We start from the raw sequence: 12016 nt of genomic DNA, 5'->3' as shown, positions 1-12016 counted from the left end.
TGGCCACTTCGCTTAAAATTCATTTAACACCTGAAATAAAAATTGTAGGCAGAGCCCATACGACGCGGCTTTACCTTATTTTCTCATAAACTATTTTATCGTTGATTAGGAAGCTTTTGAATAATATCGGAATAAATATTGACTTTTGTTTTTAACTCCACCGATTTGCCGTTTTCATCTTTGTAAATAGCTCTCGCTGGCCCGTATCTATTTTCTATAAACAGGACGTTACTATTGTGATAGGCCTCAAAGAGGGGATCGGTATCAAAAATAAAATTGGGAGGAATATCCCCAGATGTATGGGATCGATCAGAATCCGCAAATTAACCGACAGCCGTTGCTTTCCCATCTTTAATGTTAACAAGAGTTTCATTCCGACCGTCCAGTAACATGTATACATCTGCTCTTCCTACAGGGAAAGAATATTCATGGTAGACTCCAGATAAATCAAGCGGTTGAAAATCAAACTTTATAGGCAAAGAAATTGCGGCTTTACGTGCAGCTTGCAAGTCCTGTTGAGTAATCTGCTTCATATCAAATTTATAACTGTCGGAGTTCACAAAAACCATTTTGCGAAGGGTTTCATAGTCTACATGATAGCCTAAGGCCTCACTCACAAATCGAATAGGGACAAGCACACGTCCATCCTGATTTTTTGCGGCCTGATCCATTTGTATTTTTTGATTCCCTTTATAGGCGACCTTACTGCCTACAGTAATCTTCAAGTATTCTCCGTTTTTATTCTGTAAAGTCACTACCTTTGAAGAAGGATTCCAACTGTAATGAATCCCTAAAGACGCTAATGAACGGATAGGAATAAACAAGCGATTATTATCCATAGTCGGGTGTACATCCATTGAAATAAAATTCCCATTAACGTTTAGCTCCACAGGCCTTTTATTATAATCCACCGCTGCATGAGCATGTTGATAGCCCATTAAACTAAAACTTAGTACCATAAATAAGGCTACAACCAATTTCTTCATTATTCATTCTCCTCTTGTAAAATTATACCTCACCTTCTCAAGTAGACGTATTAAGCTGCAATGAAGTTGCGCTAAACTGCCCGTTAGCGCAACGCGGCTGCCGATCCATGCCGGCAGCCGCGTCCTAGGTATTTATTAAGCTATAGTGTCCCGTTAGCTGAATAAGGCTCTTTCTTTTAGCCCCCGTTTATTACTCCGTATCTATTTTGTTTTCCCATCCAAGAACTAGCATCACGCCACTTTAGACCCTTGGCAGAAATCCAGCTATTAGAGCCAAGTGTATAATTTTCGGGTTCCCAATCATAGTTATCAGCCCAATAATATAAACCTTTATGGAAAATCAGTTTTGCATCAAAAATAATTGGATCGTAATTAATCTGACTTGGAACAATATGAAATTGGGTTACACCTTCAAACAACAACTCAATTGCAGATGGATCACGAAACTGCCTCTGGAAAAGGATTCGTACATTAGTATCGAGTTCTAGTGACATACCCATCGATAAATTTTCATCAACATAACTCTCTGTCCACATGTATAGTTCCTTTAAACAACTATCATGGAATCCACCAAATTTATTCAAAAGATTTTCAATATCTTTATTATCTTTAACTTCTAGCCAAGCCATTGGTTACCTCCTGCTTATTAGATATTACCTTCATTTAATTACCATTTTCTTCTTCAACTAAACTGCCCGTTAGCGCAACGCGGCTGCCGATCCATGCCGGCAGCCGCGTTTTAGTTTTTTATTAAGCTATCGTGTCCCGTTAGCTTAACTTTAGAGTCTGCTTAACCAAATTAATGAATGAGTGTTTATGCTCGGGATGGCATGCAATTATGTATGGTTCAGGATTCATTCCTTCAAAATCTCCCCCGTTGAAATCAACTATGGAGGCTCCAGCTTCTTTTGCAATTAGTATCCCAGAGTACAAATCGTCACCTTCGGAATTAAAAAGAAAAATCCCATCTATATCCCCACGGGCTAGCATGCACCAAAGAAGTGTAGGCGCCCAAAGTCGTAAGACTCTTTTGAATTCTATATCCAATTCATGCTTTAAAGACATAGCTTTCTCGTCTTTTTGCACCAAATGACCTTGTATCCAACCAACTGTCATTTTATTAGTCTTTTTCAAGTTCTTCCCGATTGATAAAGGTTTGCCATTAAGCGTCGCACCTTTGTCTTTTTGTGCAACATATAAATCTCCTAAATGAGAATCATATATGACTCCAAGTACTGGTTCTTTTTTATAGATGAGGGTAACCGACACACCATACACAGGGAGACCAATTGCATAGTTGTTTGTTCCATCTAACGGGTCAACTAACCATAACCAATCACTCTCATTACCCGACCATCCAGTCTCCTCGCTCCGTATCTGATCATCTGGAAAATGAGCGAGAATGGATTGTAATATTATTTTTTCTGCTAGGTGATCCACAATTGTGACCACATCACCGTCCTCGCCTTTTTCAACGATTTCCTTTTCCTTGAAAAAGTATTCTTTCGCAAGGTTTCCAGCTTCTACTACCGCTTTAATCGCAACTTCCGTTGCTAAACTAATTTTATCTTGCATATTCATCACATCTCTCTAATTTTCTATTATTTTAAAGTGTTTCTTTTTCTACTATTTTCTATATTTATTCACGTTATCCTGCCCGTTAGTGAAACGCGGCTGCCGATCTATGCCGGTAGCCGCGTTTTAGTTATAGATTAAGCTATCGTGTCCCGTTAGCGTAACAGGCTCGCAAAATAAAACCAACATCCTCAGGTATCGTACCAAACTTCGTCTAAACAAATATCAAAATAAAGCTTTTGCGTAACAATGCCTAGGATTTCCACCATACATTTGGCGGGTAAATTTGAGGGAAAACCCTTCAGTTTCTAAATTTTTTATGCTTATAAAATTTTCGGGATGGACTGTTGAATATAGATAACGGCATTCTTTCTCCCTAGCTCGTTTTTCACGCAACTTGTTAAAATGACTTTGTAAACCCCGACCCCTAACGGATTCATGGACTATCGTTCCATCAAGAACAGCTACATAATTTAGTTCTTGCTCATGAACCCCGAATTCCCTGCCAAGATTTTTTTCACTCAGTCCAGGGAACGCCAATACTGAATATGCTACGAGCTCCCCTTTAATAAAAGCACAATATATTTCACCTTTATCTTGAATGTAGGTGCTAAAATAATAATTATCATGCATCGCAAAAAGCTCTTGTGATGGGAGTCTCGATAGTACACCTTCCATGAGTGTAAACATATTTGATACATCCGAAAACCCTAACCGTCGGATCTCAAAATCTTCTATACTCCGCAAAACAAAACCCCCATCAGCATTTTAATAATAACCCAACTCACTCTTAACTGAACTATCTACAAATATATATAACTATCCAAATAAATCCAACACTTTATTATGCAAAACTGCCCGTTACATCAATGAAAAAGGCAGCTGATCGTTTGACCTGCTGCCGCTATATCATGATTCAACTATCGTGTCCCGTTAGCTTAATCGAGATTACGTACCTAGCGCCGAGTCCGACGGACTTAGCCTTGCAGGGTTGTGAGCTTGATTCACTTCTCTGCCTATCACTTCTTGCTAACCTAGGGCGTAGCCCGCAGCGTAGATATGATGTTAGGTTAAGGTAATGCCATCTTTGATACACTTACGAGTCTTCTTTAATTGTGTGTACAGTCCTTGGGTTTCCGATAATTATTATTCCTTTATTAAGATCTCTAATATGCCATGATTCTTCATCACTCGGATCTGATACAAATGTTCTTATAATAATCCCATCGTCCATCTCGATTTGTAAGTCATTTGTAATTGGTTCAATAGTTATTCTCTTTATTGGCTTACTATACAATTGTTTGAAATACCCTATAATATTTTCAAGTTCTTTTTCATCTTCCGTTTGAGCTGCTCTTGATCCCGTTATCACTTCTACACTACATCTAAAATGCCATGTCGGTTCTAACCAGATACTATATCCTTGTTTAAGGTCTCCTGGTTCACAATCACAATATATTATCAAGGAATTCCCAGCTAAACGAACAAATTGAACTGTTCGATTCACTATCGAATTAATCATTTCTTGAATTTCCTCTGAGATCATCGATTCACCTACAATTTATATAATTTTGCATTACGCCTAACGTCTTATTCATGAACTTCATAAATAACTCCATATGTAGGCTATTCGCGAAACTTTTGAACTATCCTGCCCGTTAGTTGAACAAAGGCAGCCGACCATTACGTCCGGTTGCCTCATGTATTGGTTCAGCACTATTGTATCCCGTTCAAGCCTATTTCACAGTAAAATCTGCAAAGGCAGTTGTCTTGTACCACTCATATATTTATGGAGCCCAATTAATTGAGCGATCATCATTTTTAGGTACACTACGATTCTCCATGCCGACTGTAACGGCAAGAATTAAAAATGCCCCATGGCGGGGTGATTGGCCCTCTCTGAACTTATACACCAAATTGCTTTAGGTGGTGGTCTAAATGCTTATAAGTTCCTTTGCCCCATTGCTCAGGCGTAAGTTTTCCAAAAAACGGATGCAGGCGATTCGCGCACTTCTCCGGCCCATTCGCTTGAAACGCTCTTAGTTTTCGTTTCAATTCGCCCCTTTCGAATTCGAATTCTTTTTCATCCGTTATGCGTGCCGCCGGAACCGTGGGTGAATTGGGTTTCATTGGCTTGTCGTTGTAAATAATCGATTTGAACAATGGGCCTATTAACTTTCCGAGCCAATGCCTCTGGGGAACGTAAATGCCCATCGCGATGTCCTGGAACGATGAACAATGGGCAAGCATCTGAGCGACGTTCATTATCCCCCATCGCGGTTCGGAATTCGGCGTTAAATTGTCGATACGGCAAATGATCTCTTCCATATGTGAATCAATGAAAATATTATTCATGCGCGAATTGTCCCCTATTCTTTTTGATTTCGAGTTCCACAATACATCACTCACATATGTTGAAGTCCGATGCGATTTCCTTCAGAATCAATGAATGTCCCTATATAACCCGATGATTTTCCTGTATATGTTTTCTCCATGACTATCCTTCCCCCCGCCTCGATAACCCGCGTCAGGATTGTTGCTAAATCAGGGCTTCCGTCCAGATACACGGTGACGCCATCAGCTGCCGGTTTGTGTTTAGACCCCTGAACCAAGGCGCCCCCATTAAACTGCTCCTGTACTGGAAAGAATGCATATCGATCTTCTCCCAACGCCATGGTTGGCATTTCTATCTGAAAAAGATGCTCGTAAAACGTTTTGGCTCGTTCCAAACTTACCGCGGGAATTTCCACCCAAATAAATAAGCGCTGCATGAAGTCGTACCTCCGAATTTAGATTTTGCCTTTCAACTTTACAGACGAATGAGCATATCAAAAATCATCGGTACCTTATAAAGTTTTTCTCATGAGTTCTATTTCGTTATGTAGGCAGCTCGAATCGACTGAACAATTCGCTATCAATGAAGGTATGAATATGTAATATCTTATTGCCTTTTAATTCGAGTACATGTATACCCCATGGTACGAATGACCGCTCCTTGGGACTCCATATATATTGGGCATAGGCTGAATTTTGTCCATTGGCTGAAATAGGAAGAAGCCGAGATCCCTCACAATGGCTTCGTGTAATTTTATAAAATGAGGCCAGATCAGCTCGGCCGCATACCCACATATCAAATGGTGGCATCGATAGGCTGCCGTTCTCATGAAATAGCTCCAATAGCGCGTCAATATCATACCGTTCGAAAGCATCCACATAGCAGGAGAGAAGGTTCGGGTCAGGCCCGTCGTCCGTATGTCGGAGTTCATCTGAACGAAGCTTCGTACGAGTCATCGTTCCTCGGGCTCTCTGTAACGCACTGTTGACGGCTGCCGGCGTCATGCCTAATGCTTCCGCCGTCTGATTGGCCGGCCATCGAAAGACATCATGCAATATGAGCACGGCTCGTTGGCGGGGCGGTAGCGTTTGCAGAAGTGCAAGAAACGATACTCGGAGTGTATCCCTCCGGACCAGTGAATCCTCAGGATCCCCTTCAGCATGAGGGGCCGGCCAGATCCAAGCGGAATGGTCTCGCTTATGACGAGGTTCCTCGATGGACACCGCAGGATCGATCAGATCCATGGGAAGGGCGCGGCGTTTAGCCTGCCGCAACTTATCTAAACATACGTTTGAAGCAATACGGTAGGCCCAGGTTTTGGGGGAGGATTCATGTCTGAACTGAGCTCGACTTTGCCAGATACGGATAAAGGTTTCCTGTACGGCATCATCCGCATCGAAAATGGACCCTAACATTCTGTAGCAGTATGAAGTTAGTTCCGGCTTTAAACTCTCGAATAGCTTCTGATCTAAAGCATTTCCATTCATTTGCTCACCCCCAAAATGCCAGATAGTTTCCCGGAATTCGCACCTCTACCTAATATTTGAAAATTATTTTCTTTAATATATTTTCCATAGTACCGCTTTTATTAGCCGCTTGATTTTACCACTTTTAGTCTCATTATATCTTAAAGTATTGAGCTATGCTGCCCGTTAGCGAAACGCGGCTACCGATCCATGCCGGCAGCCGCGTTTTAGTTATTTATTAAACTCTCGTGTCCCGTTAGTTCAATAACAATAGTTATTTTTCATGGCAAATACTGATTGTCATTGCTGCTTTTTATTTAGATGCTACAAAAATAGAGTTTTGTTTTTGCCATTCGGAGGGACCAATTTTGTTCCAGTAATCACCAGTTTGCTTATCGAAAATGATAAAATAATCACTTGCTACCATTATGAATTCATATCTGTTTTGCACATCTTGTGTTGGAACTTGCTTGTTCGGCGTTTGGATATTTTTTGTTTCTAAAGATTGCGAAATAAACCATGAACTTAAAAGAAGACATATACCTAAAAATACTACTGATAAGAACTGAAAGTTTTTACTCATTTACAACCTCCTTAAAGTAGTTAACACTAGTATGTATGTATTTACTTTAGTACGTTTCCAATGGTTGGAAAGTTGCGTTAACCTGCCCGTTAGTTCAATGACAGATGAGAAGCTGCAGTGATTCGAGTACCTCCACTCAACCATCAAAAATGATCAGATAATTATCTATTCGGTCAAGTATCCATGTTCTTGTCGTTTTCCGAGAAGTATATATGTTCTTGTGATTCACCTTTATTCATATGCATCAAAAGTATACCTTTGCACACACGTGCGATTTATACACTTAAAAAGGCGTCCGTTATCCGGCACGCCTTTTCTAGATCATACTAAAATTCACCGCTTCGCCTTATAAAACTCATGATACAGCTTCATCAGTGCCCTCTTCTCGATCCGTGACACATAACTCCGCGAGATTCCCAGTTCCTTCGCGATCTCCCGCTGCGTACGCTCCTCGCCGCCTGCTTCGAGTCCGAAACGGCCTACGACGACCTCTTTTTCACGATCATCCAGGATCTCGAGGTTTTGATAGATTTTCGATTTCTCAATTTTCAGCTGTACCTTCTCCACAACGTCGTCGGCTTCGGAGCCGAGAATATCAATTAACGTAATTTCATTGCCTTCCTTATCTGTCCCTATGGGGTCATGCAGGGAGACGTCCTTACGTGTCTTCTTCAGACTGCGGAGATGCATCAGGATCTCGTTCTCAATACACCGAGCCGCGAACGTCGCTAATTTCGTGCCTTTATTGGGTTGAAAGCTCTCGATGGCTTTGATCAGACCGATCGTGCCGATCGAAATTAGATCCTCGAGATCTTCGCCGGTGTTATCAAATTTCTTGACGATATGCGCGACGAGCCGTAAGTTATGTTCCACGAGCATATTCCGCGAATACGCATTGCCCTCCGCCATCTGCTGCAGATGCTTCATCTCTTCCTCTTCGGTTAATGGCTGGGGGAACGCGTTATTTTTAACATAGGATACCAACAGAGAAAGCTGCTTAATGAACATGGCGATCGTTGACAAAAATCCAAGCATTACTCCACCTCCTAAGACGTGCACGGTCTCCATCCGAATGACTGAGATCGTTACATTCTATGTGGGCGGGAGCCTATCTGTGCCTGTACGCGGGAAAATAGTACATCAGCCGCGATGCGAAAGTACGTTGACGGCTAACGAATCCCAGTAGTCTTATTTACCCTAAAAATGCCCGAATAAAAATCTAAGGAACTCCACGAGCGCTATGTACACCAAAACCGCACAAAATCGTTCGTTCTGAACACAATAACGCCGCTGGAGTTCCTTAGCCAGAAAATCCCCCTAAATTTACTCCAATAGCGTCTATGAGATTCGTTAGATGATTGCGGCCAAATGTACTTAGGCTGAACACGACCAAGTGAGTTTGGCACCCTACGATCCTGCGCTACTGCTATCCATCGCCCCCATGCGCCAAAGCGCCCGAACAACGAAAAAAACCAAGCCCGCACTTGGCGAACTTGGCTTTCCTCTTCTATGACACCGACTGCAACTACCGCAGTAAGCTTGGGCCTATTGATTAGGCATTACAATATACAGGCTGGACGCATACCGGTTTGGAAACTTCAACCGATTGCCCGGTATAGTTCAGCTTCCCTGTCGATGCATCGACGCGGAATACGACAATATTGTTCGTGTCGCGATTCGCTGCGAGTACATATTCCCCGCTTGGCGTTAGTGCAAAATGGCGCGGATGGCGGCCCTCGGTCGATACATGCTGGATGACCGTCAAGGTACCTGATTCAGGATGAACTTCGTAGACGACGATGCTGTCATGTCCGCGGTTCGATCCATACAGGTAGCGTCCATTGGCGGAAATAGCAATTTCCGCGCAGCCATTCTCGCCGCTGTAATCATCCGGCAGCGTGGACACGGTCTCAATCAAGCTCAGCTCGCCCGATTCCGAATGATAAGTGAAGACGCTCACGGAGGAACTAAGCTCGTTAATCACATAAGCGAATTTGCCATTCGGATGGAATGTCAGATGTCGCGGACCTGAACCTTCCGGAACCGCAGCTTCTCCTTGCGGTACAAGAACGTTACGATCGGAATCAATCGTGTAACACTTCACGCGATCAATGCCCAGATCGGATACGTAGAGATAACGCTCATCCGGACTGAAAAAGGCCGAATGCACATGCGGTTGATTCTGATTCGGATGCGGCCCATGACCGTGGTGCTGCTGTACATCAAGTTGCTGACCAACTTGTCCATCCGCTTCAAGCGCGACTAACCCTACGCATCCCCCATGATAGCTGGATACGATCAGATAGCGGCTATGCTGGTCCCGCTGAATATGGCATTGCGGAGCATCCAGTGACTTCGCGCGGTTCATCACATTCAGCTTACCGCTCACCGTATCGATCGAGAAGCTGACGACTTCTCCGATCTTCTTACCTTCTTCCGTTGCATTTTCGGCGATGGCATACAACCTTTGGTGATCCATATCTACATTTACATAGGTCGGATTTTTCAATCCCGACACTTCATCAAGCTGGGTCAACGATCCAGACTTTTCGTCAAATGAATACACATATACGCCGAAAGCATCCGCTTCGGCATAGGATCCTACGAATACGAGCATGCGTGGTTCCATTGAAGTAACCTCCTTCAGTACATAGATAATATGTATGTTGCTGTTTCATAACTTTACACTTGATACAGGAGGAAAATCAATACACCAAGCACTTCCCGCTCAATCTGAGCGGAAAGCGACCTAATATTTCTATGCTTGTCCACCCGTAAGAAATCCACGACTAGCGTCGGTTCGTGTTCATATCGTGTTTGACGATGTCCGTGACGAGCCTTAAGTGATGTTCCACGGGCATATTCCGCGAATACACGTTGCCCTCTGCCATCTGCTGCAGATACTTCATCTCTTCCTCTTCGGTTAATGGCTGGGGAAAGAGTTATTTTTAACATAGGATACCAACAGAGAAAGCTGCTTAATGAACATGGCGATCGTTGACAAAAATCCAAGCATTACTCCACCTCCTAAGACGCGCACGGTCTCCATCCGAATGACTGAGATCGTTACTTTCTATGTGGGCGGAAGCTATCTGTGCCTGTGCGGAGGGAAAATAATACGTGGAGCAACCCTCGTTCTTGAGCTAGAGCACTCCAATGACAAAAAAGCCAAGTCCGCTACAAAGCGAACCTGGCCTTATATATTCTCGATTTTATCTCGTAGATTGAAGTAAAAATCGGTCGACATCCTCTTTCACCGGCATGCCGTCCTGCGCACCGAACTTCGTCACCGCGAGCGCTGAGACGCCAACGGCGAACCTGACGCTTGTCTCGATCTCCTGCCCCTTGGACAGGGCGCAGGCTAACCCCGCGTTGAACGCATCGCCAGCCCCCGTCGTATCGACGACTTCCAGACGGTGGGCGGCCATATACTGCAGGCTTCCGCCTTTCTTCTTCCATGCGGCGCCCTTGCTGCCTAACGTGGCAATGACAACTTCCGGACCTTGCTCCAGGAGCGCATCCATCACGGATTCCAAGCCTGCATCGCTTGGATCGATGCCCGTGATTGCGCGAAGCTCAGTTTGGTTCGGCGTGATATAGCGGACCTTGCGAAGGATGTGATCCGGAATGTCACATGCCGGGGCGGGATTCAGAATGACTGGAATGCCATGCTGGTCAGCGATATCGACGGCAGCCGCTACAGCTTCTATCGGAATTTCGAGCTGCACCAACACCATCGAAGCTTCTGCGATGACACTGCTCCAGGCGCGTATATCTTCGGCCGTGAGTGATCCGTTCGCGCCCGGAACGACGAGAATTGTGTTATCGTCAGGCGTCAGTGTAATCGAAGCGATGCCGGTTGCCGCAGCATTTGTCTGCTTCATATGCTCAGTGCTTACGCCGCTTGCCTGCAAAGATGCAATCAGGCTCTTGCCGAAGCTATCCTCGCCGACAGCGCCCAGCATGACAGTATCATGTCCGAGACGTGCACACGCAACTGCTTGGTTACCGCCCTTGCCGCCAGGAATAAAATGAACCTCCTGCCCGAACAACGTCTCCCCGCTCTCTGGGAATCGCGAAGATTGCACGACGATATCCATGTTCAAGCTTCCGACGACAACCACTTTCCCATGATCCGCTCTCATGACGCGTCTCCTCCCAATAGACGACGCATCAATAGCTGAACAAGCCGTTCCGAATCAACGTCTAAGCATACCTCCACATTGGCATCTTCCGTGAAGGATGCTACGGTCTGCCCCGTCCTTGGTCGATGGTCGTATTCGATCTGCACGCTCATTTTCTTCGTCTTCACAAGACTACGATCGATCAGTAAGGATACGGTAAGCGGATCATGCATGAAGGTGTGCTCTTCCTTCACGAAGTCGAACCAGCGTCCCATCATATCCGCAAGCTTGAGGTTCAGCGGATCATTTGAGCGGATGAGATCCTGTCTCTCCTTCTCCGTGATCTGCACCTTCAGCGTAACGTCGAGCCCCACCATCACAATCGGCGCTCCGCTGCCGAATACAACCGATGCAGCTTCCGGATCGCAAGCGATGTTGTGCTCCACGACCCGAAGGTCCGCGCCATTATCGCCTAACCGGGTAACGCCGCCCATCAGCACGATCTCTTTGACGTTTTTCGCGACCATCGGTTCACGAATTAAGCTCGTGGCAATATTCGTGAGCGGACCGATCGGAATCAGCGTGATTTCGCCGGGATTGCTCATCACCGTGTCGATAATAAAATCGACGGCGTGGCGCGAATCATAGACGAGCACTTCGTCGCCATCCAGCAACCCGTCTCCCTCATGCCCAGCCATCCAGATCGGACGGTTGCTCAGCAAGGAATTATCAAGTCCTGCCATGACAGGCACGTCCGTCTGGCCAGATAACTGCAGCATCTTCGCAACCATCTTCGCGCGCAGATCCGAATTGCCGTAAACCGTTGTAACCCCTTCTAACTTCAGCTCAGGCGAGCGCAGAGCAAGCGCAATCGCCAGTGCATCATCGATATCGCTCCCGATATCGGTATCTATAATGATACGATTCATCGTTGTCATTCTATCCAC

Annotated in this window: 13 protein-coding genes and 1 pseudogene; all 14 read right to left on the bottom strand. The window is 44.8% G+C overall.

Annotation, left to right across the window (positions count from 1 at the left end):
* Positions 1-323: 323 nt before the first annotated feature.
* Positions 324-986, bottom strand: coding sequence for a copper amine oxidase N-terminal domain-containing protein (locus tag ACFQZR_RS12205; protein ID WP_379346143.1), 663 nt, complete (start codon positions 984-986; stop codon positions 324-326).
* Positions 987-1162: 176 nt separating this feature from the next.
* Positions 1163-1615: a hypothetical protein gene (locus ACFQZR_RS12200; protein ID WP_379346141.1), complete on the bottom strand. Its 453-nt coding sequence runs from the start codon at positions 1613-1615 to the stop codon at positions 1163-1165.
* A gap of 139 nt (positions 1616-1754) precedes the next feature.
* The gene (locus tag ACFQZR_RS12195) at positions 1755-2561 is read right to left on the bottom strand and encodes an inositol monophosphatase family protein (protein WP_379348810.1); all 807 of its coding nucleotides are present in this window, start codon (positions 2559-2561) and stop codon (positions 1755-1757) included.
* Positions 2562-2786: 225 nt separating this feature from the next.
* The gene (locus ACFQZR_RS12190; protein ID WP_379346139.1) at positions 2787-3308 is read right to left on the bottom strand and encodes a GNAT family N-acetyltransferase; all 522 of its coding nucleotides are present in this window, start codon (positions 3306-3308) and stop codon (positions 2787-2789) included.
* 349 nt (positions 3309-3657) lie between these two features.
* Positions 3658-4107 (bottom strand): hypothetical protein, encoded by a 450-nt coding sequence (locus ACFQZR_RS12185; RefSeq protein WP_379346137.1) that lies wholly within the window; start codon positions 4105-4107, stop codon positions 3658-3660.
* Between the two features lie 359 nt (positions 4108-4466).
* Positions 4467-4916 (bottom strand): DUF1569 domain-containing protein, encoded by a 450-nt coding sequence (locus tag ACFQZR_RS12180; RefSeq protein WP_379346135.1) that lies wholly within the window; start codon positions 4914-4916, stop codon positions 4467-4469.
* A gap of 50 nt (positions 4917-4966) precedes the next feature.
* Positions 4967-5332 (bottom strand): VOC family protein, encoded by a 366-nt coding sequence (locus ACFQZR_RS12175; protein ID WP_379346133.1) that lies wholly within the window; start codon positions 5330-5332, stop codon positions 4967-4969.
* A 106-nt stretch (positions 5333-5438) separates the two neighbouring features.
* Positions 5439-6383: a sigma-70 family RNA polymerase sigma factor gene (locus tag ACFQZR_RS12170; protein ID WP_379346131.1), complete on the bottom strand. Its 945-nt coding sequence runs from the start codon at positions 6381-6383 to the stop codon at positions 5439-5441.
* A gap of 292 nt (positions 6384-6675) precedes the next feature.
* A complete protein-coding gene (locus ACFQZR_RS12165) occupies positions 6676-6945 on the bottom strand; it encodes a hypothetical protein (RefSeq protein ID WP_379346129.1) in 270 nt (89 codons plus the stop codon).
* 333 nt (positions 6946-7278) lie between these two features.
* Positions 7279-7980: an RNA polymerase sporulation sigma factor SigK gene (gene sigK, locus ACFQZR_RS12160; RefSeq protein ID WP_018757275.1), complete on the bottom strand. Its 702-nt coding sequence runs from the start codon at positions 7978-7980 to the stop codon at positions 7279-7281.
* Positions 7981-8497: 517 nt separating this feature from the next.
* Positions 8498-9574 (bottom strand): lactonase family protein, encoded by a 1077-nt coding sequence (locus tag ACFQZR_RS12155; protein WP_379346127.1) that lies wholly within the window; start codon positions 9572-9574, stop codon positions 8498-8500.
* Between the two features lie 172 nt (positions 9575-9746).
* Positions 9747-9961, bottom strand: a pseudogene (locus ACFQZR_RS12150) (RNA polymerase subunit sigma-70); the annotation flags it as partial.
* Positions 9962-10157: 196 nt separating this feature from the next.
* A complete protein-coding gene (gene rbsK / locus ACFQZR_RS12145) occupies positions 10158-11090 on the bottom strand; it encodes a ribokinase (RefSeq protein WP_379346125.1) in 933 nt (310 codons plus the stop codon).
* Complete coding sequence (locus ACFQZR_RS12140; protein WP_379346123.1) at positions 11087-11998, bottom strand: nucleoside hydrolase; 912 nt, start codon at positions 11996-11998, stop codon at positions 11087-11089. Before ACFQZR_RS12140 ends, rbsK begins: the two co-directional genes overlap by 4 nt.
* Between the last annotated feature and the right edge of the window lie 18 nt (positions 11999-12016).

It is taken from the genome of Paenibacillus sp. GCM10027629, from assembly GCF_042676425.1.
GTDB classification, from domain to species: domain Bacteria; phylum Bacillota; class Bacilli; order Paenibacillales; family Paenibacillaceae; genus Paenibacillus_K; species Paenibacillus_K terrigena.
Note: the sequence above shows the minus strand (reverse complement) of the source record. Positions and strands in the feature narration are given on the sequence as shown.

Excerpts from the sequence above, each read along its gene's own strand:
- ACFQZR_RS12200 (WP_379346141.1), bottom strand. The coding sequence starts at position 1,615 with ATGGCTTGGCTAGAAGTTAAAGATAATAAAGATATTGAAAATCTTTTG.
- ACFQZR_RS12165 (WP_379346129.1), bottom strand. The coding sequence starts at position 6,945 with ATGAGTAAAAACTTTCAGTTCTTATCAGTAGTATTTTTAGGTATATGT.
- rbsK (WP_379346125.1), bottom strand. The coding sequence starts at position 11,090 with ATGAGAGCGGATCATGGGAAAGTGGTTGTCGTCGGAAGCTTGAACATG.
- sigK (WP_018757275.1), bottom strand. The coding sequence starts at position 7,980 with ATGCTTGGATTTTTGTCAACGATCGCCATGTTCATTAAGCAGCTTTCT.
- ACFQZR_RS12180 (WP_379346135.1), bottom strand. The coding sequence starts at position 4,916 with ATGAATAATATTTTCATTGATTCACATATGGAAGAGATCATTTGCCGT.
- ACFQZR_RS12185 (WP_379346137.1), bottom strand. The coding sequence starts at position 4,107 with ATGATCTCAGAGGAAATTCAAGAAATGATTAATTCGATAGTGAATCGA.
- ACFQZR_RS12195 (WP_379348810.1), bottom strand. The coding sequence starts at position 2,561 with ATGCAAGATAAAATTAGTTTAGCAACGGAAGTTGCGATTAAAGCGGTA.
- ACFQZR_RS12175 (WP_379346133.1), bottom strand. The coding sequence starts at position 5,332 with ATGCAGCGCTTATTTATTTGGGTGGAAATTCCCGCGGTAAGTTTGGAA.
- ACFQZR_RS12170 (WP_379346131.1), bottom strand. The coding sequence starts at position 6,383 with ATGAATGGAAATGCTTTAGATCAGAAGCTATTCGAGAGTTTAAAGCCG.
- ACFQZR_RS12155 (WP_379346127.1), bottom strand. The coding sequence starts at position 9,574 with ATGGAACCACGCATGCTCGTATTCGTAGGATCCTATGCCGAAGCGGAT.
- ACFQZR_RS12140 (WP_379346123.1), bottom strand. The coding sequence starts at position 11,998 with ATGAATCGTATCATTATAGATACCGATATCGGGAGCGATATCGATGAT.
- ACFQZR_RS12205 (WP_379346143.1), bottom strand. The coding sequence starts at position 986 with ATGAAGAAATTGGTTGTAGCCTTATTTATGGTACTAAGTTTTAGTTTA.